Annotated in this window: 25 protein-coding genes; 17 read left to right on the top strand and 8 right to left on the bottom strand. The window is 52.5% G+C overall.

Features of this window, described 5'->3' with window-relative positions; genetic code table 11:
* Nucleotides 1–480: 480 nt before the first annotated feature.
* Nucleotides 481–1176 carry a hypothetical protein gene (locus QEH53_RS09385; protein WP_309022919.1) on the top strand — a complete coding sequence of 232 codons (696 nt, stop codon included), beginning with the start codon at nucleotides 481–483 and terminating at the stop codon, nucleotides 1174–1176.
* Between the two features lie 180 nt (nucleotides 1177–1356).
* Here QEH53_RS09385 and QEH53_RS09380 read toward each other — a convergent pair whose 3' ends face one another.
* Both QEH53_RS09380 and QEH53_RS09375 read right to left on the bottom strand, forming a co-directional pair.
* A complete protein-coding gene (locus QEH53_RS09380; protein WP_309022918.1) occupies nucleotides 1357–2208 on the bottom strand; it encodes a DUF2911 domain-containing protein in 852 nt (283 codons plus the stop codon).
* Between the two features lie 139 nt (nucleotides 2209–2347).
* On the bottom strand, nucleotides 2348–2707 hold the full coding sequence (locus QEH53_RS09375) for a hypothetical protein (RefSeq protein ID WP_309022917.1): 360 nt from the start codon (nucleotides 2705–2707) through the stop codon (nucleotides 2348–2350).
* Nucleotides 2708–3347: 640 nt separating this feature from the next.
* Between QEH53_RS09375 and QEH53_RS09370 the strand changes: the two genes are divergently transcribed.
* The 3 genes from QEH53_RS09370 (at nucleotide 3348) to QEH53_RS09360 (ending at nucleotide 6595) form a co-directional block, all read left to right on the top strand.
* Nucleotides 3348–4223, top strand: a complete 876-nt coding sequence (locus QEH53_RS09370) for an aminotransferase class I/II-fold pyridoxal phosphate-dependent enzyme (RefSeq protein ID WP_309022916.1) — start codon at nucleotides 3348–3350, stop codon at nucleotides 4221–4223.
* A 122-nt stretch (nucleotides 4224–4345) separates the two neighbouring features.
* The gene (locus QEH53_RS09365) at nucleotides 4346–4621 is read left to right on the top strand and encodes a TIGR03643 family protein (protein WP_309022915.1); all 276 of its coding nucleotides are present in this window, start codon (nucleotides 4346–4348) and stop codon (nucleotides 4619–4621) included.
* A gap of 327 nt (nucleotides 4622–4948) precedes the next feature.
* Nucleotides 4949–6595, top strand: a complete 1647-nt coding sequence (locus QEH53_RS09360; RefSeq protein WP_309022914.1) for a hypothetical protein — start codon at nucleotides 4949–4951, stop codon at nucleotides 6593–6595.
* Nucleotides 6596–6603: 8 nt separating this feature from the next.
* On the opposite strand, the gene QEH53_RS24435 is transcribed toward QEH53_RS09360, so the two are convergent.
* The 3 genes from QEH53_RS24435 to QEH53_RS09350 all read right to left on the bottom strand — a co-directional run bounded on the left by QEH53_RS24435 (nucleotide 6604) and on the right by QEH53_RS09350 (nucleotide 8644).
* Entirely contained in the window at nucleotides 6604–6933 is a 330-nt protein-coding gene (locus QEH53_RS24435; RefSeq protein WP_369426433.1) for a YkgJ family cysteine cluster protein, read from the bottom strand.
* Between the two features lie 178 nt (nucleotides 6934–7111).
* Entirely contained in the window at nucleotides 7112–8170 is a 1059-nt protein-coding gene (locus tag QEH53_RS09355) for a PQQ-dependent sugar dehydrogenase (protein ID WP_309022913.1), read from the bottom strand.
* A 297-nt stretch (nucleotides 8171–8467) separates the two neighbouring features.
* Entirely contained in the window at nucleotides 8468–8644 is a 177-nt protein-coding gene (locus QEH53_RS09350; protein ID WP_309022912.1) for a hypothetical protein, read from the bottom strand.
* Between the two features lie 383 nt (nucleotides 8645–9027).
* Between QEH53_RS09350 and QEH53_RS09345 the strand changes: the two genes are divergently transcribed.
* Entirely contained in the window at nucleotides 9028–11190 is a 2163-nt protein-coding gene (locus QEH53_RS09345; protein WP_309022911.1) for a hypothetical protein, read from the top strand.
* A gap of 106 nt (nucleotides 11191–11296) precedes the next feature.
* Here QEH53_RS09345 and QEH53_RS09340 read toward each other — a convergent pair whose 3' ends face one another.
* Both QEH53_RS09340 and QEH53_RS09335 read right to left on the bottom strand, forming a co-directional pair.
* Nucleotides 11297–11647 carry a hypothetical protein gene (locus tag QEH53_RS09340; protein WP_309022910.1) on the bottom strand — a complete coding sequence of 117 codons (351 nt, stop codon included), beginning with the start codon at nucleotides 11645–11647 and terminating at the stop codon, nucleotides 11297–11299.
* Nucleotides 11648–12057: 410 nt separating this feature from the next.
* Nucleotides 12058–12738, bottom strand: coding sequence for a DUF4336 domain-containing protein (locus QEH53_RS09335; RefSeq protein WP_309022909.1), 681 nt, complete (start codon nucleotides 12736–12738; stop codon nucleotides 12058–12060).
* 346 nt (nucleotides 12739–13084) lie between these two features.
* Here QEH53_RS09335 and QEH53_RS09330 point away from each other — a divergent pair, with 346 nt between their 5' ends.
* The 12 genes from QEH53_RS09330 (at nucleotide 13085) to QEH53_RS09275 (ending at nucleotide 22964) form a co-directional block, all read left to right on the top strand.
* Nucleotides 13085–14884, top strand: a complete 1800-nt coding sequence (locus QEH53_RS09330) for an SLC13 family permease (protein WP_309022908.1) — start codon at nucleotides 13085–13087, stop codon at nucleotides 14882–14884.
* Between the two features lie 92 nt (nucleotides 14885–14976).
* Entirely contained in the window at nucleotides 14977–15636 is a 660-nt protein-coding gene (locus QEH53_RS09325; protein WP_309022907.1) for a hypothetical protein, read from the top strand.
* Between the two features lie 261 nt (nucleotides 15637–15897).
* On the top strand, nucleotides 15898–16719 hold the full coding sequence (locus QEH53_RS09320; RefSeq protein WP_309022906.1) for a CIA30 family protein: 822 nt from the start codon (nucleotides 15898–15900) through the stop codon (nucleotides 16717–16719).
* A gap of 295 nt (nucleotides 16720–17014) precedes the next feature.
* Nucleotides 17015–17266 (top strand): hypothetical protein, encoded by a 252-nt coding sequence (locus tag QEH53_RS09315; protein ID WP_309022905.1) that lies wholly within the window; start codon nucleotides 17015–17017, stop codon nucleotides 17264–17266.
* Nucleotides 17267–17288: 22 nt separating this feature from the next.
* The gene (locus QEH53_RS09310) at nucleotides 17289–17420 is read left to right on the top strand and encodes a hypothetical protein (protein ID WP_309022904.1); all 132 of its coding nucleotides are present in this window, start codon (nucleotides 17289–17291) and stop codon (nucleotides 17418–17420) included.
* A 126-nt stretch (nucleotides 17421–17546) separates the two neighbouring features.
* Nucleotides 17547–18830 carry an Nramp family divalent metal transporter gene (locus QEH53_RS09305; protein ID WP_309022903.1) on the top strand — a complete coding sequence of 428 codons (1284 nt, stop codon included), beginning with the start codon at nucleotides 17547–17549 and terminating at the stop codon, nucleotides 18828–18830.
* Nucleotides 18831–19063: 233 nt separating this feature from the next.
* Nucleotides 19064–19402, top strand: coding sequence for a hypothetical protein (locus tag QEH53_RS09300; protein WP_309022902.1), 339 nt, complete (start codon nucleotides 19064–19066; stop codon nucleotides 19400–19402).
* Nucleotides 19403–19520: 118 nt separating this feature from the next.
* Nucleotides 19521–19781, top strand: coding sequence for a hypothetical protein (locus tag QEH53_RS09295; RefSeq protein ID WP_309022901.1), 261 nt, complete (start codon nucleotides 19521–19523; stop codon nucleotides 19779–19781).
* Between the two features lie 336 nt (nucleotides 19782–20117).
* Nucleotides 20118–20930 (top strand): hypothetical protein, encoded by an 813-nt coding sequence (locus QEH53_RS09290; RefSeq protein WP_309022900.1) that lies wholly within the window; start codon nucleotides 20118–20120, stop codon nucleotides 20928–20930.
* 63 nt (nucleotides 20931–20993) lie between these two features.
* Nucleotides 20994–21677: a spermine synthase gene (locus QEH53_RS09285; protein WP_309022899.1), complete on the top strand. Its 684-nt coding sequence runs from the start codon at nucleotides 20994–20996 to the stop codon at nucleotides 21675–21677.
* 112 nt (nucleotides 21678–21789) lie between these two features.
* Nucleotides 21790–22338 (top strand): hypothetical protein, encoded by a 549-nt coding sequence (locus QEH53_RS09280; RefSeq protein WP_309022898.1) that lies wholly within the window; start codon nucleotides 21790–21792, stop codon nucleotides 22336–22338.
* 182 nt (nucleotides 22339–22520) lie between these two features.
* The gene (locus QEH53_RS09275) at nucleotides 22521–22964 is read left to right on the top strand and encodes a hypothetical protein (RefSeq protein ID WP_309022897.1); all 444 of its coding nucleotides are present in this window, start codon (nucleotides 22521–22523) and stop codon (nucleotides 22962–22964) included.
* A gap of 82 nt (nucleotides 22965–23046) precedes the next feature.
* On the opposite strand, the gene QEH53_RS09270 is transcribed toward QEH53_RS09275, so the two are convergent.
* Nucleotides 23047–23901 (bottom strand): mechanosensitive ion channel family protein, encoded by an 855-nt coding sequence (locus QEH53_RS09270; RefSeq protein WP_309022896.1) that lies wholly within the window; start codon nucleotides 23899–23901, stop codon nucleotides 23047–23049.
* Between the last annotated feature and the right edge of the window lie 173 nt (nucleotides 23902–24074).

Below are 24074 nucleotides of genomic sequence, written 5' to 3'. Positions count from 1 at the left end.
CGCCAGTGAGATTGGCAAGGGCAAGGACTCGTTTTAACTCAGTGGCGGGAAGCGAGGTCAACGAAAAGAGACACAGCGACCTGCCAAGGGGCAGTCGCTAAGGTCAAAGATATTGATGGCAGAGGCTAAGGGGAAACGATTCAGCTCCGGCGAGCTTTCCGATGCACGGGACCCGAACTAACTATACAAAAGACTTCTAAAAATCGGACACTCAAATGCAGAAAATGAGGAATATTCCTCACGCGTCGAAATCTTTCTTCAATCCTCTAAAAAGCGGGGTATACGCCTCAGTCGCTAGCACCGCAATTCAGTTACAAGGCAACAAGTGATAGCGCAAAAAGCCGTTCAAGGTAGTGGAAGTTCTTTCTTGAACCTCAGATAGCTCTGGCATGATGTGAACTCTTAAATTCACTCTAACGGGATCCAAACCTCTACTGGTTTGTCTGTAAGGCAATCATCCAACTGAGACAAACTTCACATATGAAATCACTCTTGAAGCTCTTGCTTCCATTATCGCTCGTCAGTGGCCTGATGGCAGAGGTCGAAACATTTTACGCTGACGCGAAGGTTGGCGCTTCCCAGGGAAGCACCGTTCTAGAGGCTGGGAAAGGCTATCGAATCGTTATTAGTGGGACATGGAGCAAATGGGCGGACCAGAACGTATGCGGCGGCACTCCAGAGGATACAGTACGGTTCCCGAGTGAAGATACAGAAAACGGCAAAGCGTATATGGACCCAGCTTTCATTTTCGCTTATCCAGTCAAATCTTCGTTTTGCTCCGACGTTGAGCATGATCTTCCAGTCCCCAGTTCCCTGCTCTACTGGAACGGGACAGACTGGGTCGCTTTCAACCCTAGCTTGAACGAGTACCGCAACGACCATACCTACGAATACATCGTCGAAGGGATTGGCGAAGCCCTTCAGCTAAGATTCCCTGACAACCTCCTGGAGGATAACTACGGGCAGCTGAAGATAGAAATCTTCGAATCTCCAAGCATCGGCGTATCATATTACACCCATAACAAGGTGAAGCTCGATTTCCTCGGAGTGTTGCAAGCGAGCGAAGATGGAGAAGAGTGGACGGACCTGTCCCCACAACCGGAAAGTCCGATCGTGATCTCCGCAGAGGAAAAGGAAAGCAATACCGGCTCTCTCTACAGAGTTCGACGCCCTTAATTGGACCAAGAATCACTGCATCGGATCCGCGAATGATTCGGAGGCCGTTGGGTATCCGGCCAGTCGCGCTTGGCGGAGAACTGAACTGGCAAGGTAGAGGCACGGGAGCGTGCTGCTCACGATGGTGTGGTTGGCGCTCAACCTCCTCCTTCAATACGACTCTAAAAGATCTCTCTTCAATCAGAGCTGAGAAATCTGACCTTCCACCCAAGCAATCCCTTGAGAGTCTCCAAGCTGTTTCGTCGTGACTAAAGCAGCTTCCAGAGTCGCCTTTGCCTCCTCGACCCTGCCAAGCGTTTTGAGGACATTCGCCAATTCGACTGACAGCCAATAAGCGTCAGCGTTCTGATCCAAACTCTTCCGGTACCAAACCGCTGCTTGCTCTAGATCCTTGTCTTCACGCACATAGTAGCGTGCCGCTTCACCCATGTTGGCCCAGTGAGGATCACCGGCCTCAATCACATCCTTCCGAATGTCCTTCATCATCTGCCGATGGTTATTCTCTTCAGTAACCGAGACAGGAAAGCCTACCACGGTATTGCCCCACCTCAATTCAAGGACGGCGGCATTGTTAGCTACGTCAACAAATGAAAATTCGAGAGTTTCAACGTATTCTTCGCTACTTTTGGCATCCGCTGAAAACCGTAGCACATCCTTTTCCGAATCGTAGCTAAAGGCACCGAACTGCTCCGCATCGGAATTTACGATGATCGTCCATTCACTCTCTTGAGGAATGGCAAAAAAGCCGTATCGCCCTGCCGGCAGATTTACACCGCCGATTTGAACCTCCGTATCCGCCTCCAACTTGGTGCACTGATTTGCGCCCGACCGCCAGACCTCACCGTACGGGACAAGTCCTCCAAATAGCTCGCGTCCATTCGCGTTGGGACGCGAGTAGTCAATTACGATAGTCGTCTTTCCTACCTCCTGGGAAACAGTTGAACGCAGGCTTACCGGAACCGGCATAACATCCGCGAACAAGCTCGAGTGGACTAAGAAAACGACAGAGAAGAGGAAGGCGAAACGGATCATGATGGTAGAGCGGGGATTAGGGTTATCGATCAACTTTTGTTGCAATAAATGTCGTACCCCAAACCAACTTTCCACCCTTCAAAATAAAGGAAGGTCACCACTCTTACTCCTTGCAGAGCCGTCACTCTCTAACGCTGACTTAGTAATCGATGGGCGCGGTCACAGGTATCGGGTCACCTGACGATGACTGGCCTTGTGCGACGTCTTGAGACATCTTAATCACCAACACTAGGCCCAGGCAAACGGAGACTAGCAACGGCAGCGTCCCGAAGACTTTTGCAGGAATCGTCGTTTTATCCCGCGTCACTATGGTAATTACTAAAACAGTAAGGGCTAGTATCGCAGAAACGAAAAGAATCCCTAAGACCGCGACTCCCGCGATTCCACCTCCCGCGAGACCCGTTTCATCTCCCACGATCCACTTCGGAATGAAAAACAACGAAGCTAAACTCGCAGAAAAAGCAAAAAACAGGGCATAGATGCGGGTATTAGGGCTCATGTTGGCATATTTTATAACGCAAGCTTTGCGTAGATTTTAGACCTCAGTTCGAATGACCAATCGAATAGATTCATCGCTCTTTGTCGATATCCTTAAATCTGAGATGAGTTTATAGCAATTCACTAACTTATTTAGAATCCGGCGCGCGGATCTGCTATCCGACATAGGTTTGGCGGCAAGAGGGAACATGGACGTTTTTGAGCGCAGGCACCCCTGTATTCTCAAGGAAACAAATTCCAGAAACGTCAACGATCGGTTCGTTTTCGGTGATGTTTTCCTTTATTGCGGAAGCACGCAGTCGGGCCACGCCTAACGACATCTTTTACGGATACCCGACGAAAGCATGTTTAAAATTATATTAAGGTTTTATAGTATTATTGCGACCTGCAGAGGGGCAGCGTTTTACCCCACACGGAATCTGGACTGGATTTACAATTTCAGCCCCTCATATTCACTTCGAGTGGAACCGACACACACATCAGACTTCCCTGGAAGGACCATAGAAACAAAGAGCCAACCATGGCTCTATTTTGGGGGCACTGCTTATCTAGGAGTGCAAACGGAGAGCTCGTTCCAAGAAATACTAATCTCCAACATCCGACGTTACGGAACCTCTTATGGAGCATCGAGAAACTCTAACGTGCGCATTTCTATTTATGAGGATGCCGAAAAGTATCTTGCCGATTGGTTCGGAGCCGAGGACTCTCTAACCCTGTCTTCCGGTTATCTCGCGGGACAACTGGTTTGCCAAAGCCTCCTAGAGGAAGGGTGCAAGCTCTTCCATCTACCTAATACGCACCCCGCTCTACACGTCGAGAGCAGGGAAAGCAAGATCTCGAATATCCAAGATTTAACTACAATTCTCAATTCTCGGATGCAAAAATCCGAGAGTTCGGTCCTCCTGCTCGACAGCATAGACTTTCACGGGAATCACTATCCTGACTACGATATCCTTCACTCATTTCCCCTAGAAAAGCTAATTCTCGTGGTAGACGACTCCCACGGCTTCGGCGTTGTTGGCAAAGACGGCAAGGGCTCATTTGAAGCCTTGAGTAACCTCGGAGCAAAAGAACTCATCGTCTGCGGCTCCCTTAACAAAGCGTTTGGCCTACAAGTCGGGGCAATACTAGCGACAAAGAAACGTATCACCCAAATCAGACACACTCCCCAGTTCACCGGAGCTTCCCCAGCTTCGCCCGCTAACATCGCTACCTTTCTGGAAGCGAAAAATCTTTACCGAGAACGCCTTGACTCCCTTCGGCAAAATATCGAGCTCTTCAAATCATTGATCGAAGTAGATCCGTTTTTTGAATACAACTCAGGCCATCCAGCCTTTTCCCTGAAAAACCCAAAGCTCGCTGATCATCTAGAAACTGAAAACATTCTCATCACTCGCTTTCAATACCCAACTCAGGCAACAAGCCCCCTCACCCGCCTCATCATCAACGCCACACACCGCCAAGAGGACATCGAGAAGCTATCGGAAGCTATCCACTCGTTCCCGCAAACAGGTTGAGCGAAGAAGGAAAACATGCCTCCAGGCAAGCGGACGGTACACCCGCCCACGCAATACAGTTCTATCCAAATGCGTTTCCCTAAGGTCACGCCTGCCTAGCCATCGCAACAAGCCAAACTTGAATGAGTTCAGCACCAGATACCGTTAAGCATATCGAGCGGAGACCTGAAACGGTCGACAAGGTTATCCGGATGGCCTGGCACGACCGGACGACCTTCGAAACCATCAATGACAAGACAGGCCTCACCGAGGCCGAAGTCATTTGCTTGATGCGTAGAAACCTGAAGCGTCGCAGCTTCAATCTATGGCGAGCCCGCGTCTCCTCCCGCGTGACCAAGCACCGAACTCTCTTCAAACGCCACCGAAAAGGCCCGAAAGGGATAGCGGTCCAAACCTGACAGGGCCACTTGTCAGCCGCTGCTGTAAAACGGGCGATCCGACTGCCCACGAGCAGCTAAATCCGAATCATTTATCCAGGCTGGCTTGTGATTTTCGAATGCAGGCTCGGACCGAGCGCGCCGTAGGCTCTGAAAAGGAGCTCCATCGTCGAACCCGCAATTGGAGGCACCAGCCACGACCTATCGCGATCCAATATCCAAAAAGCGCTTACACCTACGCTTCTCAGAAGCGATCGCGGCCGGCGAAACCTTGCGCTCAATCAAATCCTCGAGAGAGTAAACTCAGAAGCTCCCCCATCAGACTGACCATTCCGCTATTTGCTCACCATGAAACGGACCATTATCCTCATTCTCTCACTTTTCTTCCTTGTGACAATGAACTCGCATAGCGCACCCAGCGTATCAATTTCTGTTTCGAGCGTCGACACGCACGTCCAGGAGCAAGAGAACGGAGACCTGAGCCTAAATGTATCCGACTCAGACGCAGCTGCGTTCCAAAGTGCGGGTCACGTCCGCTACAGCGATTTCGGGGCCATCGGCGACGGACAGACCGATGACTCAAACGCAATCGCTGCCACTCATGCGTACGCGAACCAAAGCAACCTCAAGGTGCAAGCGGACGCTGGGGCCACTTACTACATCGGAGGCCGAGAACGAAAAGCAATCGTCCAAACCGACACCAACTTCGGAGACGCTTCCTTCATTATCGACGACACTGAGGTTGAGAATAAAGACGCTCCCATCTTCGAAGTCCGCTCGAAACTAAAAGCATTCGAACTCAAAGGCCTCACTTCTCTCAGGCGAAATCAGAAGCGCATAAGGGTTGACCTTCCCGGACCCTGCCTGATCACCGTCACCGACTCTGACACCAAGCGCTACATAAGATACGGCCTGAACCAAAACAATGGGTCGGCCCAAACAGACATCTTTGTGGTCGATAAGAATGGAAAACTCGATCGTAACGCTCCCATCATCTGGGACTTCGAGCAGATCACCGATTGTACCGCCATCCCTATCGACGAAGAGAATCTCTCAATCATAGGTGGAAAATTCACGACAATCGCGAATCAGGACGAGTCGAAGTACAACTACTACGACCGAAACCTGACCATTCGACGTTCAAACGTCATAGTCGACGGCCTAGAGCATCGCGTCATCGGCGAAGGCGAGCAAGGAGCCCCTTACGGTGGATTTATCAACATCCGGGATAGCTCATACGTTACCGTAAAGAACACGATCCTGACCGGCCGGAAAACCTACGCCACGATCGGCTCCGCCGGGAAGCCCGTCAAAATGGGGAGCTACGACATCATCGTGAACCGCTCCCTCAATGTATCCTTCATCAATTGTAGCCAGACCAACGATATCCACGATCGCACCTACTGGGGTGTGATGAGCTCAAATTTCTCCAAAAACCTACTATACGACAACTGTACCCTTTCCCGCTTCGATGCTCACATGGGAGTCGCCAACGCAACCATTCGCAACTCTACACTCGGACACATGGGAATAAACGCCATCGGTACGGGAACCCTGACCCTCGAGAATTCCAGCGTTCACGGATATCACCTCATAAACCTTCGCCCTGACTACGGCAGTACCTGGGAAGGCACTATTGTGGTTAGTGACTGCCGTTTCGTGCCCGCAAACGGATGGCCTATACGAGCTAGCCTAATTGGCGGACGCAACTCCACCCAGCACGACTTCGGCTACACCTGCTACCTACCTGAGAAAATAGTCATCAAAAACCTAGAGATCGACGACTCAAACCACCCCGATTCCTACGACGGCCCAGCGATCTTTAGCGATTTCACTCCAGAGATGGCTGCTGAAAATTTCCACGAAACCCATCCTTACGTCCGTCCGAAAAAAGTGCTGCTGCGCACTGTCACCACCGCCAGCGGAAAAAGCCTTCGCCTTAGCGACAATCCACAGGCGTTCGAAGGCGTAAAAGTCATCACCCGAAAACGGTGAGGACTGGATCAGCCTCCCAGCTTCCCCGCTAAAGCGGCGATCGAACTCCGCCAAGTGGCTTCGCAAACCCTGTCTTGGCTGGGTGTGAAAGGATAAGTCCGGCAAATTTCTGGGCGAGCTTCGTATACGTTGCAAGTGGCAACTCCAGAATCCTTTTCGAGGAAAACACAACTGCCGTCCTCCTGAAATCTAAGGAACCTACGCGAAACAGAGCCTTGGTCGGAATCAGAGAAAATTTCCGCCTTCCAACCCGTAAATGCTTTCAGACGCTCTATATCGCCCTCGGACAACTCCACGAACGGAAAGTTGCTGCAGCACCCGCCGCACTTAGTACACATCTCACTCGTTACCGCTCTTCCCATCAACAGACAGTCACGGGAGCTGAGTAATATGCAAGAACCGTAGTCAACTAGTTCCTCGCAGTACGCTCACGTGAATGAAGTGTCTGGAAGCTGCCCATCCTACATCAGAAACGTTCCATAAAATCGAAACGAAGGGAGGCTACCTCGATAGCCGTCACATAGGGAGGATACGAAAAATACCTCTTCCCTCTATCGACACATAGATATACCCGTCGGGCCCTTGCATAACATCCCTCATCCGTCCCGCTCCATCCAGCAGCTTCTCACGCTCGACCACTTCACCATCGAGCAGAACGAGACGCTCCAGATACGCGAACTTTAGGGAGCCCACCAACAAGCTGCCCTCCCAATCTGGATACCTGTCTGAAGTAACGAACGCCATACCGCTCGGAGCGATGGAGGGAGTCCAATGAAAGAGAGGATCCTCCATATGCGGAGACGCGGTCTTATTCGTGATCGGAGTACCACTGTAATTAACTCCAAATGTTACGAGTGGCCAACCGTAGTTCTTTCCCGCTTCGATGACGTTAATTTCGTCTCCGCCCTTTGGTCCATGTTCATGTATCCAGATTTTACCGGTGTCCGGATGCAAAGCCATACCTTGAGGGTTGCGGTGTCCATAACTATAAATCGCTTCCTTCGATCCAGCTTGACCTACGAACGGGTTGTTCTCCGGCACGCGTCCGTCGTCGTGAAGCCGATACACCTTACCTCCGTCTTTGGTGATATCCTGGGGATTTTCATCGCGAGCACCTCTGTCTCCGATGCTAAAGAACAAGTAACCTCCTCTATCAAACGCCAAGCGAGAACCAAAGTGACGGCCGACTTCTGTGTTCGGCCCCGCCTTGTAAAGGACTTCAACGTCAACTAGACTTTCCTCTTCTAGCCGCCCTCGCAACACAGCTGTGTTACCGCCCGGTTGGTCTCCCGTAGGCGATACATAACTTATATAGATCCAACCGTTTTCTTCGTATCCAGGATGCAATACCACATCCATCAATCCCCCTTGCCCTATCGAAACAATATCAGGGAGACCCCCGATCACTCTCCGATTCCCACCCTCGATGAGAAGCAGCTCCCCCGACTTCTCGGTGACCAATAAGCCACCCTCCGGAAGAAAGGCCATCGACCACGGCTGAGTAAGGCCCTCCGCCACGGGTTCGAGCATGCTCGCTTCCAACTCGCTGGCACGTATCGGTACCTGCGTGTCCATTCGCTGCGAGCATCCCAAGAGGTAAAAAGAAAAAATTCCCACGAACACAGTCAAAGCTCTCATTACAGTCGTAATCTTGTAGAATAATTTCTCCGCGACAATAGGCACCAAGCTAGCGGAGTTTCGGATGTACGACACACTTTCGCTCCTCTGGAAGCAACCCTCTAGTCTTTCTTTCCATCTGAATCATCTTCAGCGTCGTCAACATCCGCTACTTTTTCCTCGACCACTCCATGGATAAGTATCCCCCCAACGCACAAAAAGCATACTAAGATTCCGATAATTAATAGATAGTTGTCACTCATTACGCCCCCTTGCTAGTAGTAGAGCGCCTGCCGAGCAAATCGACGGCACCCAAATGCCCACGAAGATTCCCTGTTCACGATTCCCAGTGAACCAGAGGTAGTTGGCGAGCAGGAATGAAAGAAACGCCGCTGCGAAAAAAAGCAGCTTAACGCGTGATGACCGTTTCATTTTCTTCTTCATAGAAAGTACTTTGCTAACGTCCTTAACAGCCCACGCCAACCTACGGGGATACAACAAGGCTTACGAATCTACGCTTAATGTTATTGATACTTTTTGAAGTTTTCTCAGCTGGATTGGATCAATCCAGAGCATGATAATCGTACCTTACTAATCCAAAACCTTGCTCGTATTCTAAACTTGATTACAAATCCGCTTCGGCCGTCAGTGCCACATCGAACACCCGTCAATCACAGAGCGAAAACGCATCCAATCAAATCCCCTCCTCGAACGGACCAGGAGCCTCAAAGTTTTTAATGACAGAAATTCGCTCGCCTGCCCTCTTCTATTGAACGAGTGTCGGAGATTCGACAGCTCCGCCGCACTCACACACAATGAAACGCCCCTTTCACCTTAAAATGCGATATCGTCACCTATTGTTGATCCTCAGCCTTTGTTTCGCCGCCCACGCGGCAGCCGAAAGGGTCTACATCCTTCACGATTCCGAAAGCCCACAGGCTGCTTACGCCGCCGGTAAACTCGCCACTGCCCTCACTGAGTTAGATCACGAAATTCTCGCCGAGCGCCAAGGTTACGAGCGCCTCATCAGTCTCGGGCTCAACACCAGTCGCCTTGGTCCGGAGCAATTCCAGGTCATACCGGAAAACAAAGTCGTCACCGTTCTCGCTGGCGACGACCGCGGTCTCATTTACGGCACTTACTCACTCATCGAAAAGCTTCGCAACGGCACGCCGCTGACCGATATCCCTGAGGCGAATGAGAAGCCTGCACTCAAGTTTCGCGGCATCAAGTTCAACCTGCCCTGGGAAACATATCGCCCGAGCTCCGCGCTCGACCAGCATTACGACACTGTTCGCGACCTGAAGTATTGGGAGGCCTTTCTCGATATGATGGCCGAAAACCGTTTCAACGTTATCAGCCTCTGGAATATGAATCCCTTCACCTACATGGTGAAACCGAAGAATTTCCCAGAGGCCAGCCCTTGGACCGAGGAGCAACAAGCCGAATGGGAAACCCTTTACCGCGAAATCTTTCGCATGGCCAAAGAACGCGCCCTCGACACCTACATCGTCCAATGGAGCATCTTCACCAGCGAGGAGTTTTCCAAGGCCCACGGAATCGCGGAGCAAAGTTTCTACCCACACTACTACGTTCCAGGCGACACCTCTGAACTGCTTCGCCGGTACCTGCGAGAGAGCGTTACCCAAATTTTGGATACTTATCCAGAACTTGATGGAATTGGAATTTCCCACGGAGAAGGTATGGCCGACATGACTCCTCTCGAGCGTCAGCGATGGATGGACGACGTCATGATCGCTGGTATGCTCGACGCGGACCGCGAGGTGAAGCTGATCCATCGCGTACCCTTTTCATCAGGCACGTCCTCCGACCCCGGCGTCAGTAAAAACGTCGAGCAAGTTACCCGCGAAGCCATGGAGCGATTGGATGACCGTTTCGATGGTCCCATCTGGGTAGAGATGAAGTTCAACTGGTCGCACGCACACTCAACGCCCAAGCTTGTGAAGGTGCATGGCGGCAAGCTGGGTGACACCTATTTCGACCCGCTACCAAAAAACTACAAGATCACCTGGCAGGCTCGCAACGAGGACTTTTTTTGCCTCCGGTGGGGAGTACCCAGCTTCGTCCGTGAGCACATCGCCCTGAACGGGCAAGCAAGCTACGTCGGAGGCTACTTCATCGGTTCCGAAACCTACATACCAGCCCTCGACTACTTCACAGACACGGACCAACCCGTAGATTGGACCTATGCTTTCCAACGCCAATGGCTTTTCTACAAACTCTGGGGAAGACTCCTCTACGAGCCAGAAACACCCGACTCACTCTTCCAAGCTGAATTCGATAGACGCTACGGCGACTCTGGAAACAACCTTCTCAACGCCTACTCCCTCGCATCATCCACCCAGCTTCGGCTCGCTTCGCTTTATGACTCCCGCTGGGACTTTACTCTCTATAGCGAGGGATTCCTCGCCCTACAGGGTGAGATTACGAAGTACATCGGTATCGAGGAATTGATCGAACATCCTACGATGGATCCAGCCTATGTATCCATTTCCGAATACGTCGCCACCCGCATAAACGGAGGATCCTTCGCCGTTGATCGCGTCACCCCCCTCGCTCTCGCTAGCACTCTCGAACGCGACAACTTAGAAGCGCTCTCGCTCGTCTCTCAAATCAACACATCCGATAGCGCTTCGCTCATGTACGAAGTCGCCGACATCAAGGCGTGGGCCTACATCGGCCTGCACCTCGCCGAGAAGCTTCGCGGAGGTGTTGCGTTACAAACCTATCGTTTGAATGGCGACCTCGGCCACAGACAAGCTGCTATCGAACACCTCACGAAAGCTTTAGCCCATTGGGACAGCCTGGTCGAAATCACCCGCCCTATCTACAAGGATATGCGTCTGACGCACTACAATCACAACTCCTTCGACGCGAATCCAGACAACCTCTTCCATTGGGCACTCATCCGCGACGAAGTCGCCCAAGATGTCGAGGTCGCCAAGGGCGAGGAATAGATTACCCGAGCGCTGCTCCCAAAATGAAGTCGGCACCGCCACAGGACCGCTCACGCAGCCGCTTAATACCAATGCGGCGCCAACAACGGCGGCCACACGAAGAACGCTAATTTTCTTCATCTAAAATGATCTCGATTTGATCCACAAACGCCTGCGGCAAAGGCTTGCCGCGCCTGAAATTGCCCGATCCTCCAGTTTGCATCATGCCAGCACCGTAAATGTAGAGAGGTGACGCTTGAGCATCTTGCAAATAAAGATAAGCGGTCAGAGGATCCTCCTTTGTCAGGTACACACCACCGCGGCTTGCACCATTGAATACAGACCCACTACGCTTGGTCGACGGAGCATCGAAATAGTAACCAGCATCATCCGAATAGGTGCAGCGATAGGTTCCACGGTGCAGCACCGTCACCCGATCTCCAGAACGGTTTCGGCTGTATTCAAAATCTTCGAGCAAATCAAAAGAGAGTCGCTCACTGCTTAGTTGATATTTGCCAGTGCTCGTGCAAGCAGACAGCAAAAGCCCAAAACATGTACAGCACCCTAAGGCGAAAGATCGCTTTAATCGTAGGCCTCCAACATGGGTCGGAGATGTGCTCGGGGATGACACATCTTTTTGGTGGGGTAAGAAAACGAGGCTGCTCCTCATTGGGTAGATTTGAGTAGGTGTTCATATCGATGCAATGAAACAAAAAACAGCACGCTATTTTCAGAGGACACAAAGAAAACGAGACGCCGTGGCACGCAAAAGAGAGAACCGATCAGGGACCGGCAAGAATCCTCGTTACCTGCCGATTACGAGCGACCAATACGACAAAATGTCTGAATCAAAATTCGCACTGTTTTAGAGCAAAAGTAAACTGGCGACTACCCTTTAACCCACCCGGCAGCTACCCAAGCGGCCTTGCTTCTCTCGTACGCATTATCGCAAAGCGGTTCTCCATGCCCCACCACCACTCTCTCAAACGGCCAATCCATCACTTGCTGCATCGACTCCTGAAAACGCTTCATATCTTTGACCGCCAATTTCAAACGTCGTGACGTTCCAGGGGCACGCCTTGGCCCCAGGCCAACGCGCAGCAGCGCTCTTTCCCACAGTGAGTTCACCTCAGGAAAGTGCATGAGCAGATCACAGACGATAAGGGTACGGCTTGGTACATGAAAGAAAACGTGTTCGTTAAATCCCTGGGCACCTTCGAGTTTTACCACCTCCACTTCCTGTCCCCAACCTACGGGTACAGGTAATAAAGGCTGAGTCTTCAGTCCGCCGTCGGATGGAAACCCTTCTGGAGCCAGAAAGCTCGCTTCGGAAAACGCCTCCTGGCCTTGCCGAGAAAAGGTGTCGTGGTCTACCATCGGATCAGTGATCCAACGCACCTCGCCTAAGGATCGTATTTGCTCTACATGCTCCGCTTCGAAAGGAGCCGTCGAGTGCACGATAAGCCCGCCGGATTCCAACCGGATCACTGTAACATTTCTGCCAATGTTCGCCCCGAGCGCTTTCAGCTCGAAAGGCAAAACCCATATGTTTTCTGCCAAATTCTTCATACTCCTTTTCCTCAATTGTTGGTTCTCTACTAGCGACAACGAACCAGCCCCGCTATACAAAGCGCCTAAAAACGATCAGCCGGAAGCGCCGAGCACATCGGAGACTCAATCTTCGATTTGCCACCAAAAGGATCTCGGGAAGGTGCTTTTAGCCGTCCTCACATTACGGAAAGCAGGACCGCGGTTTACCGAAGAACCAAATCGGAGTTACCGAATGCTATTTTGATTGGCGAAAGCGAAATGGCATGACAAACGCATTGGCTGCGTTTCAGCGACTCCAACACTCCGCTGCCTATGGTAGGTATCGATGCCGTTGGATGTCTCTACTTCATTCGAGGATACACACATGACCTGGCAAATCGCCTGCGTTTTTCTACTGCTCATCGTGATGCTCGCGAGCTTCGCTTGGGAAAAGATCCCAAACGAACTCACAGCCATGATCGCCCTTTCTTTGCTATTAGTGTTGGGGATTCTACCGACCCACGAAGCGCTCGCGGTTTTCGCAAATCCGGCTCCTATTACCGTTGGAGCCATGTTTATAATAAGCGCTGCTCTTGAACGATGCGGTGCCATGCAATACATTGGAGCCTGGCTTCAGTCGATTCCCAACCTGACACCAGGCAAGGCACTGCTGCTCCTAATCCTCATCGTTGCCGCGGCGTCCGCGTTCATCAATAACACGCCTGTCGTCATCGTCTTTCTTCCGATTGCCCTGAGCTTAGCAAAACAAGCGAGTATTTCTGCATCCAAACTTTTAATACCACTTTCTTACGCCTCAATTTTTGGGGGCTCCTGCACCCTGATCGGAACCAGTACCAATATCGTCGTGAGCTCAATCGCGGTGCAGCGGGGACTATCTCCCATATCTATGTTCGAGCTCGCCTGGGTAGGACTTCCTCTGCTAATTGCGGGTACTCTCTACCTACTCACGGTGGGATACCGAATCATTCCCACTCGAGAAACTACCTCCGACATCCTCTCGCAAACGGACTCCCGCGAATATATACTCGAAGCTTTCGTGGAAACAGGGTCTCCATTGGAAGGCAGACAGCTTTTCGAGCTCGAATCCTATCGCTCCAGCCACGTGCGGGCTCTGGAAATATTCCGAGAGGGAGTGACGCCGTTAGCGGAAGCGGAACGCGTCACCCTCCAGCTCGGCGACCGTGTCCTCCTAGCCGCCTCTGTCCCCACATTAGACAAAGCCAAGGAGGGTGCTCTTGCAGAGACACAGCTCCTCTCAGATCTTGGCCTTGCCTACATAACGACCCGCCATGGAAAATTCGTCGAAGTTGCCCTCAGGGAAAATACCCCGTTTTCTGGATACACCTTAGCGGAACTCAACTTCCAGAACCGCTTCGCTCTTACCCCAGTGGCCCTACACCGGCGCGGGCACATTGTACGGTCTAGCCTTCGGACGACGCCGATTCGCGAGGGAGATATACTCCTACTTCGCGGCAGCCAAGAAGCCATAGAAAACCTCGGAAAACAACCCGAATTTGTGGTTCTCGACGAACCCCTCAACCTACCCGATAAAAACCGTATCAACCTATTCATTACGCTCGCTACCATAGCAGGCGTCATCGGAGCCTCATCTTTAAACCTCATGCCGATCGCGGGTGCAGCCATCATCGGCTCTACGTTTCTTATGGCCACCGGCTGCCTACAAATTAGAGACGCCTATCGCTCCATAAATTGGCCCATCCTTTTTCTTATTTTCGCGATGCTTGGCGTCGGTCGCGCAGTGGAAGTCAGCGGTGCTTCCGATCTCATCGCCGGCACCTTAGTGAGAGGAATCGCCACACTTTCTAACGAGGCCTGGCAGCCGATACTCCTACTAGCAGGGGTCTACCTTCTGACTACGGTGCTCACGGAAATTCTCTCGAACAACGCAGTAGCGGTCCTTTTGACAACGCTTGCTATCGGAGCGGCCGAGACGCTCGGTGTCGACGCTCGTCCTTACATCATTGCCGTGGCCATGGGAGCTTCGGCCAGCTTCGCTACACCGATCGGATACCAAACAAACACTTACGTGCACGGCGTTGGCGGCTACCGCTTCGCCGACTTCCTCAAGGTCGGCATTCCTCTCAACCTGATTGCGTTCGTCGTCACCATCGTAATCGTGCCCTTCATTTGGCCCCTTCGTTGAAAGTGCGCGGCACTCCAGCTTCACCCCCCCACAGCATCCACTCCTGCCTTTTATTTCTTGGCCAGAAGCCGATAGCGCCTAGTCATATACCCATGACAGGCCGAATCCCAATCAAGCAACGGACCTACTACGTCCTCAGCCTCGGCACTCTCATCGCCTCAGTAGCAATCGCCAGCAATCTGTATCCAACTTTCTACGACTGGCAGTACACCGTTGTTTCCGCTCTCGCCTCCTCCAAGCACAACCCACAAGGTTATGCTTACCTTTCGGCCGGCATTTCCATTTCCATGGCGTTCCTCTTTCCCTACGCAGCGGGTCTAACCGTTTTGAAACCCGGAGAAAAGAGGAGTGTACGCGCCTTGAAGACCGGAATCATCTTCGGAATTCTGACTGGCGTCGAATCCCTAGCGACACCCGGTTGGCCCGCTTCTCTCGACAAGGTCCACGAAGCTTTAGCCCTCTTCTGTTTTCTTTTTACTTACGGAGGGATACTCGGCTACGCGATCTCGCGGGCGAAATCGAATCGGAGCTTAATCTGGCCGGCGGCCGTCATCGTCGCACCTATTGCCGCCATAGGCATATGCCAACTTTCGCTGTATCTGGGCCAGAGAGACCTCGGCTGGGTAGACCAAAGCTGGCGAGACATGGGCATACCCCTATGGCAAAGCTTCGCCTTCTGGCAGTGGATAGCACTCTGGAGCCTGTGGGCTGCCGCAGGCATGATCGGCTTTCTGTCGCCACGCACAGACTAGCCTTCACTATTGCGTGCAACTCCTATGAAACAGGACCTTCGATCTCTGCTCCATTTTACGCCTTCGCGTGGCCTCTCGGATCGTTCGGCTAAGAGACTAATCTTAGATCAAACGTTAAACTGATCCTACCCGCCGCGCTAGCAGGCTGGACGGGCCTCCGAGACGGCCATGCAATCGAGCGACACATCCAAACTATTCAGCCAGGCAGGAAAGGTGGTCAAAGTTGGACTGGTCTGGACAGCAGCCCTCTTTCAAAGAGATATGAGCGCCCGCACTATCGCTACCTTTGATAATGCCATCGAGTTCCGCAACTGGACTGTCGTGAACGACACCGTCATGGGAGGCGTATCCCAAAGCATATTTGAGCAAACTAGCTATGGGAACTTACTCTTCTCGGGAGAGCTCTCCCTAGAAAACAATGGTGGCTTTGTATCCATTCGAAACCGACCCCAGCCCCTGGACCTGCGGAAAGGCAGCGAAATCAAACTGCGCGTACGCGGCGACGGACGAACCTACTACTTCGATCTTCGTCCGAGCAATCAACGCATGGCCGGCTCCTTCCGCACCGCCTTCGCGACCAAAGACGACGAATGGCAAGAAATCAGCCTCCCTCTGACATCGTTCGCCGCCCAATCCTTTGGACGTCCCCAGCCGAAGGTGAATCTCGACCCCGAAACGATCACCTCTATCGGATTCACGCTGTCCGACAAAAAGCCGGGCCCATTCCATCTCGAGGTTGACTACGTTGAAAGCGAATCCCCCACAACGAGCACACGGGCCGAGGAGCCTCTCCGAACACCCCGCTCTTCCGATTCGGTTGAACAAAAGCTACAGCTCATATCACTAGCCATCGAACGAGGCGTCCCACTTTTCAACGACGGCAACCCCGCCGCCTGTGCCGCAATCTACGAGGTAGCATGCACCGCACTTATCGCACTTCCAGGCACAAACGATTCCGAGGCAGCAAACCTGCGAGTAGCCCTTCGCGAAACAGAAACGACTGATAATCCAGTCAAAAAAGCATGGATTCTGCGCTACGCCCTTGACGCTAGTCTGGCGCGACTCGTTGACCAGCAGCCTTAGCCTGCTTCGAGCAAAAGCGACACCCATCAAAAGCGTATCCAAAAACCGCTACACGCCTAGACGATCCATCGCTCTTGAATCCACTTCAAGAGCCCTTCCAGCGATTCCCTGTTTAGCTCATGCCGCAAAGGATGCTCGCTAGGGGTTCCTGCCAAAGGGAAAAACGCAGCCGTGCACAATACGAGGTAACGCGCCTCCGCTTCAGGTTTGGAACTGACACGAATTCCAATGCTCCCGGCTGCTACACGACAACCGAGAAGATATCGTAAGCCTGTGGGTACAAATCGTCACAGCAGTGTGCCGAGAGGTCGAAGTGGACTTGGACAGCTACTGGTTCGTCGACGCAAGAAAGGCTCCCCAGTTTACCAGCGAAGTCGACCTCGACGAGCTCGCAAAACACTACCACCGAGCCACCCTCGAAAGCCTGGTTCGGACCCACCTAGAAAACTCCACGGTCTATCGTAGCTACACGAATTCGGTAATCATGAACGCAGGCAAATCGGAGATCCTTCTTTTGCTTCCGCGCTATCGCGCCGGCCAATGGTGAACGCCAGGAGGAATTTGACACGATGGAGAAAGAGGCGGAAGCCGCGTACCGCAATGTGTATCCAAAAGCTTACATACGCTGGATTGACTCCGACCTGATGGCTCTGCGAGGAGGAGCCCTCCACTGTGCAAGCATGACCGTTCCGCTGCCCTAAGGAATAGAATTTGCTTACGGTTACCGCCGGCAGGCCGAGAATCCAGCCGAACTCGTATCGGACACCTCTCGGAAAATGCTCTCGCACTTCGAGAACTCCCTGCTAACCCATTCGCCATTCCTCCCTATGTCTATTAACGATTCCAAAGCTCCCCCTCCTGCCACCCATCGTGCTCACCTAATCAAGAAAATCGGCCCCGGCATCCTGATGGCCGGCGCCGCCATCGGCGTCTCCCATATCGTTCAATCGACTCGAGCAGGCGCTACCTATGGCATCGGACTCGTGTGGCTGGTGCTCGTGGTCAATCTCCTCAAGTACCCGTTTTTCGAAGCGGGACATCGCTACACCGTCGCCACAGGCGAGACCTTGCTACACGGCTACCGTCGTCTTGGACCAGCTTTTCTCTACGCTTTTCTCGCTCTCAACACCTTTACCGCGATCATCAGCATCGCTGGCACCACCTTTGTCACCGCCATCCTCACACCCAAGATTCCCGGCCTTGAATCCCTTACCCCAACCCAAATCAGTGCCTTGCTGCTCGTAGCAATCTTCCTGTTGGTGAGCATCGGCCAATACAAATGGCTCAGTCGTATCATCAAACTGATGATGACGGTACTCTTCTTCGCAACAGTTGCCGCGTTCCTACGCTCAATCGGAAATGCGAACCAACCTGTACCGGATTCCGTTCCGACCGAATTTTGGGCGGTCGCATCCCTACCGTTCCTGATAGCCCTCATGGGCTGGATGCCCGCGCCAATCGAATTGTCCGTCTGGCAGTCCCTTTGGATACAAGCTTCGGAGAAGGAAAACAAGGAGCGCACCAGCCGCGCCGAGGGTAGCGTCGATTTCCACGTCGGCTACATCATGACAGCCTTGCTCGCGGCCATGTTCGTCGCCCTAGGGGCCTGGGTCATGTACGGCAGCGGTGAATCCTACGCGAGCTCCAGCGTTGGCTTCACCCAGCAATTCGTCTCCCTCTACACCTCGAAACTCGGAGCGTGGACTGCTCCCATTATTTCCGCAGCCGCATTCACGACCTTGCTCTCGACAACTATCACCGTGGTCGATGCCTACCCGCGCTCGTTGGCCGCCGCCCTTCGAGTAGCCCAACCGCAGCTGGGTGGAACGGAACGAAAAACGCACATGCTAATGATCCTCGCCACTAGCATGGCAGGCTGGCTGATCATCGCCTATTCCGCCCAAAATCTCACCACACTGATCGACCTTATCACCACCGCCGCATTCCTTACGGCTCCCGTTTTCGCCTACCTCAATCTCCGCCTCGCACTCTCTGAACATCTACCAGAGGAATACCGACCGGGACTCCTCTACAAGGCGATCAGTTGGACTGGCTTTGCTTACCTCGTCGGCTTCTCGCTCCTCTTCCTCTGGCAACGCTTCCTCACCTAAGAGTGTTTTACACTCTCCCCTAGACCCACAAATCCGTCTACTGGATACCTTTCTCGTACTCAGCGAGCTACGAGTGACCCTAGGATTCGACGGCCCTTGAACGAAGGGTCCCGTCCGAAAAAATACCCCTGCAGCTGGGCTGAAGCCACCGACTACCGTAGTCTTGGCTGCGCTCTACCGTATTTCGCCGCGTTACGAAGTAAGCGAAAATCCGCTAGTATTTGCCGCCTGAAGTGAACGGAACCTCTGTGCGTCGAAACCCAGCAAGAGGCCGTCCAACTAATCCAACCCACCATACACATAAAACTTGTCTCCCTACCATTCGATCGCCGAAGTATCGCGGCGACTCTGCTCTTCCTGCTAGCGGGGTTGTTCTCCAACACATTCGCCGCCACCCCACCTTCACAAATGTATCCGGGATTTGGCGACTACGTTCGCCCTACCTCTACGAATTCCCCCCCGAAGCCCAGAAGCTCTTCGACCAAGGTATCCAGCCGACCAACTTTCACGTCTTGATTCGCTTCGGAAATTGGGAAGACATCCTAGAGGAACCTGCCTATCCAGAAGGTTGATTCACTAGCAATGCGGTTCGCCACTACGCCCGCTCCGTTTCCTACTCCGCAACCGGACGAACAGCCCTCGCTCGCTTCGAGATGAAAGCATTCGATAGAGCCGTTAAACTCATTCCAGATGACTGCTACATACCAAAAGCTAAACCAACCTAATAATGAAAACCTGTTCACAATAATCGCGTTCGCATCCATACTATCACTACAAGCCAGCGCTTCCCAAGACTCTTCAGAGTTGGAAAACGGCCCGAAGCAGCGCCGCATCGAAACATCCATAACAGTTTCCCATCAAGAACCAGCCAATGTCCGAGTTCGCCAAGGCAGTACGGTACTGAAACATGAAAACGAGCTCGATCCCCGAGGTCATCCAACCTCGCCATGAGCACGGAAAGCGACAGACGCTTTACCCTCTCGAGGCAATATTCGAGCGGACTCCCGCATCCAAAAGGATAATCATTCTCGGCCGGCGAACCCTGTTCGTCCGCCTCTTCTATTTCGCACAGCGAATCGTACTCGAAACTGGGAGTATACACGTAGTTGTAAAAAAGACGGCATGCCAAGATTGAGGTTAAAGGCTCTTGTTTTGCAATACATTGATTATTAATGGATTAAAGATCTAAAAACTCATCATAAGACCTCACTCGAGCTGATGTTTCTCGAGCCCACCGAATTGGGCTTTAGGCGTGCGCTAGAGCAGCTCGCCTGCTAGAGATTTAGCATGACCGACCACACCTATTCACTACCCCTCAAGCGAATTCTTGTAGCGTTTTCGCTCCTACTAACCTCTTCCGCGTTCGGCGGTTACGTCTACGAATTCCAAGAATCCGAAAGCGGGACTAGTACTAGCCTGATGGTAGAGGGCAGCAAGTTGCGAGTCACGACCGGCGCCGACCAAAACTCAGACATGATCTATGACACTTCCACCTCCACCATGATCATACTCGAACACGACCGTAAGCGCTACATGGAACTGGACAAGGCCACCCTCGACGACCTTAGCCGACAGATCGAGGACGCCATGGCGGAAATGGAAAAACAGCTCGCCAGCATGCCTCCCGCTCAACGCAAAATGATGGAAGGCTTGATGAAGGGAAAAATGGGAGGCGCGGAACAAACCTTGCCCGAACTCTCGTTCGATCGTACTGGCGATACGAATACAATATCGGGTTACGACGTTGAGAAGGTGGTCGTCCTTGAAGACGGATCCCCTGCTCGCGAGCTTTGGGTCGCTGATTGGGACGATGTCGAAGGAAGCGAAGAACTGATAACTGCTCTCACGTCGATGGGCGAAATGCTCAACAACATGACCAAAGCCTTTTCTAAGGGCCCTTTGGCAGGCATGATGAAAAACCGGGCAAATAACAATTGGTACGGACGTATTGAAGATATTGGGGGCATACCTGTCGCCTACTCCGAACTGGGTGGAAAGGCTAAGCAAAGCCAGACGACACTCTCAAGAGTCGAAGAACGTGACTTCGAAGCTAACTTTTTCGAAATACCCAAAGGTTACAAAAAACAGAAAATGAAGTAGGAGAAGCAAGCACCTCAAGCCAGCGCTTGCCACCAAGCATTGGCTAGTCTGTGTTGCCGGGCTATGAAGCCCAACATCACGCTCGCTGAGACCATTACGCCCAACGGCGGCCGCATGACACTCGTCGAGCACGACGGGAGCTTTTGTATCCGGGTAAACGGACAGCAACTCATGCACTCTATGGTTGCGACCTCCGAGATCCTTCTCGGCACCTTAGGCTGCGAGCGACACGCTACGGAGGGACTAGAAGCAAAAGTTCTGATCGGAGGACTCGGACTCGGCTTCACTCTCAAAAGCGTGCTTCAAGCTACCCCATCCCAAGCGAGAGTGCACGTTGCGGAGCTATTTCCCGAAATCGTAGATTGGAACCGGACCTTTATGAAAGGTCTAAATGGCGATGCCCTCGACGACATGCGAGTCGAAGTCCTGATCGAAGACGTTCGAGCTGTGATCGCTCGGGCAGCAAGCGACCCGTACGACGTGATCGCCCTCGATATCGACAACGACACGACTGCCATGGTCGACAATAAGAACAACAAACTCTACGAGGTCGGAGGAATGCGGGAGATCTGGAGAGCCATGGCGCCTGACGGACGCGCTGCGATTTGGTCTGCCTGCCCAGATGCCGTGATCGAGCGCCGCCTCAAGAAAGTCGGATTCAAGGTACAAGCAGTCCCAGCCAAGGTCAGTGCTTCGTCCAAGCGAGAGGCCTACATGATCTATGTGGCGGACAAGCCAGCGCGGTAGCAAATCATTATAGAATGTTAGCTGCATTATACAAAGAACATGCCCATCGGCACTCCCCGATTCATGACCTCTGGCACATGACAGACGGAGGCTGGTTTGGTAAAACTAGCCTATGATTCGCCTAACCAAATTCCTCCACACGATCCTCCTCCTAGGAGCCGTCGCATTCGCAGTCACTGCTCAGGCCCAGATGCCTGACGTTAAAGAGCCAGTTCAATCCGCGATGCAAAGCGTTTCCGTAATGGCAGGGGATTGGACCGGCTCTAGTTGGACCGTGTCTCCGGACGGCTCGCGCAAGAACGCCCAAATGCATGAGACTATCCAATGGAAACTAGAGAATACCGTCCTGCTCATCGAAGGCGTCGGGAAAAACGAGCAAGGTGATAACGCACACCACGCGCTTGGCATTTTAAGCTTCGAGCCCTTTTCCAAAACCTACCAACTCAACTCCCACATTGCTGAAGGCTTAAGCACCACCGCGAGCTTCGAGGTGGTTCTACCCAACGAGAAGTTCTTATGGGGATACGAAGTACCCGGCGGAGAGATTCGCTTCACGATCACGTTGTCGCAGAACGGAACCCACTGGCACGAAAAAGGTGAGTTCTCACCCGACGGCACGAACTGGTATCCGACTATGGAAATGAACCTGGACAAAGAGTAGAGCTCTCGCTGCTCTCTTCGGGAAGATCCAAGTGCATATCTCGACGCTACCGAGGTGCAACTTGACGATCGTGCGGAGACATGCTGGTTAGAAATCGTTTAGATCCGGGACTGCTTACTCGAACCGCGACTATAGTGGATTCGCTTAACCGACTTTCTCCAACTCGACTCAACCGCGCTGCCATGCCTACCCAACCCTGCCCTGATTGCTCGCAACCGCTATCCGAAAAGGCGAGGTCTTGCCCCAACTGTGGTTACCCGCAAATCGAAGCGTCCCCTTCCTCGGCCAGCGCAAGCGGGTGGAAAGCGGTCATGAAAGCTCGCACCCCAATAAACGTCTTCGCCTTGGCAATGATGGCCTGTTCCTCGATCTTCGGCGCCTGCGCCACCCAGCTCGGAGAAGATGCCCTAACCGCCTTCACTTACGCTCTCCATATTTTTCTCGCCGTCTCCGGCATGTTCTTCGTCTGCCTGATCTTCTGCCGATCCAGCATTTACCATCCAGACGAGCTCGCAAACGCCCAAAAGAACGGCCTGTCGATTCCTCCCGACCGTCCTGTCGTCGCTGCAATACTGATCGGTGTAATGATTACTGGATACGCGACTTACCAAATCCTCAGCGAGTAGCCAGTGGTGAACCTAGCCGATATCCGGTAACGAGAAACGGCCCCATCTCAGCGCAGACCTTCTAGAAGTCGAATGACGGGCGTTACGGCATTATCGCTTCAGATCGATAGTTTACTTGGGAAGGCCGGCCAAGGTGGATGCCCTCATCCTGAAACCGGAGCTTGATTCCGCGTTGCACATCCCACGTCATGCGCATGGCCGTGGGAAGATCCTTCGCCCAGAGCGGTACGCGAAAGTTGACCATGCTGTTGTTGAAGTCGAGCAGTTGAACATCCACCAATGGCTGCCCACCCGCCTTCTCCTCCTCTGTTCGAAAGTCTAGCAGGTCCTTGTGAGCGGCGGCGACCTCCAGAATGATACTCTCCGCTCTTTTCAAATCCGACTCGAAGTCGATACTGATAAACATGAATTTCTGAGCCGTTTCATCGCGAATCGACCAGTTGATTATCGGTTCCGTATCGATCACCGAGTTAGGATAGATCAGCCGCTTGTTCTCCAAAGCACGGATAACCGTGTGCCGCAATGTGATGTCCTCGATCGTCCCAATTTCCCCCTGTATCTTGATGATGTCATCAACTCGAAAAGGCTTAAAAAGAACGATGAAGATACCACTGACGATATTGGAAAACGCTTTCTGCGAAGCGAAACCGATAATCGCTGCTAGGATACTCGCTCCCGCGAAAAAACCGACCGCTAAAGATCGGAGCGGCGGAATGCTGTAGACGATTACCACCGATCCGAGAACGAATATCGTGGCAGAAACCGCATTCCTTAAAAAAGCGATTCCCGTTCGGCGCTCACTGTTCATCGCCTTGCGAAGATTTCGCTCGAAAAGTCGTCGAGCAGTGAAGTTCGTCGCGATCGCAACCAGTAGCACCACCAAGATGTTTACCGCAATGTTGTAAGGAATCCTATCCAGCCATGCCTGCCAATCCATGCCCTTCTAAAGCCAAATCCGCGCCACCTCCAGAATCCCCTCCAGCCGACTTTCTTCCTACATTCTATTTACCTAAATTCACCGACTTTCTCTCCAATTCAGCGATAGCCTTCTAAAAAGAGAACGCCTCTAAACTTGTGAGCTCGGACGGCTCTGCCTAGCGTTCCAGCCTA

The sequence above is a fragment of the Pelagicoccus sp. SDUM812002 genome (assembly GCF_031127835.1).
GTDB lineage: Bacteria > Verrucomicrobiota > Verrucomicrobiia > Opitutales > Opitutaceae > Pelagicoccus.
This window is presented reverse-complemented; position numbering and strand designations above follow the sequence as displayed.

Coding starts and splice junctions, on each gene's coding strand:
- QEH53_RS09330 (WP_309022908.1), top strand. CDS start 13,085: ATGACCTGGCAAATCGCCTGCGTTTTTCTACTGCTCATCGTGATGCTC.
- QEH53_RS09305 (WP_309022903.1), top strand. CDS start 17,547: ATGTCTATTAACGATTCCAAAGCTCCCCCTCCTGCCACCCATCGTGCT.
- QEH53_RS09295 (WP_309022901.1), top strand. CDS start 19,521: ATGACTGCTACATACCAAAAGCTAAACCAACCTAATAATGAAAACCTG.
- QEH53_RS09355 (WP_309022913.1), bottom strand. CDS start 8,170: ATGGACACGCAGGTACCGATACGTGCCAGCGAGTTGGAAGCGAGCATG.
- QEH53_RS09360 (WP_309022914.1), top strand. CDS start 4,949: ATGAAACGGACCATTATCCTCATTCTCTCACTTTTCTTCCTTGTGACA.
- QEH53_RS09310 (WP_309022904.1), top strand. CDS start 17,289: ATGGAGAAAGAGGCGGAAGCCGCGTACCGCAATGTGTATCCAAAAGCT.
- QEH53_RS09375 (WP_309022917.1), bottom strand. CDS start 2,707: ATGAGCCCTAATACCCGCATCTATGCCCTGTTTTTTGCTTTTTCTGCG.
- QEH53_RS09270 (WP_309022896.1), bottom strand. CDS start 23,901: ATGGATTGGCAGGCATGGCTGGATAGGATTCCTTACAACATTGCGGTA.
- QEH53_RS09380 (WP_309022918.1), bottom strand. CDS start 2,208: ATGATCCGTTTCGCCTTCCTCTTCTCTGTCGTTTTCTTAGTCCACTCG.
- QEH53_RS09325 (WP_309022907.1), top strand. CDS start 14,977: ATGACAGGCCGAATCCCAATCAAGCAACGGACCTACTACGTCCTCAGC.
- QEH53_RS09335 (WP_309022909.1), bottom strand. CDS start 12,738: ATGAAGAATTTGGCAGAAAACATATGGGTTTTGCCTTTCGAGCTGAAA.
- QEH53_RS09345 (WP_309022911.1), top strand. CDS start 9,028: ATGAAACGCCCCTTTCACCTTAAAATGCGATATCGTCACCTATTGTTG.
- QEH53_RS09365 (WP_309022915.1), top strand. CDS start 4,346: ATGAGTTCAGCACCAGATACCGTTAAGCATATCGAGCGGAGACCTGAA.
- QEH53_RS09285 (WP_309022899.1), top strand. CDS start 20,994: ATGAAGCCCAACATCACGCTCGCTGAGACCATTACGCCCAACGGCGGC.
- QEH53_RS09320 (WP_309022906.1), top strand. CDS start 15,898: ATGAGCGCCCGCACTATCGCTACCTTTGATAATGCCATCGAGTTCCGC.
- QEH53_RS09350 (WP_309022912.1), bottom strand. CDS start 8,644: ATGAAACGGTCATCACGCGTTAAGCTGCTTTTTTTCGCAGCGGCGTTT.
- QEH53_RS09275 (WP_309022897.1), top strand. CDS start 22,521: ATGCCTACCCAACCCTGCCCTGATTGCTCGCAACCGCTATCCGAAAAG.
- QEH53_RS09385 (WP_309022919.1), top strand. CDS start 481: ATGAAATCACTCTTGAAGCTCTTGCTTCCATTATCGCTCGTCAGTGGC.
- QEH53_RS09290 (WP_309022900.1), top strand. CDS start 20,118: ATGACCGACCACACCTATTCACTACCCCTCAAGCGAATTCTTGTAGCG.
- QEH53_RS24435 (WP_369426433.1), bottom strand. CDS start 6,933: ATGTGTACTAAGTGCGGCGGGTGCTGCAGCAACTTTCCGTTCGTGGAG.
- QEH53_RS09280 (WP_309022898.1), top strand. CDS start 21,790: ATGATTCGCCTAACCAAATTCCTCCACACGATCCTCCTCCTAGGAGCC.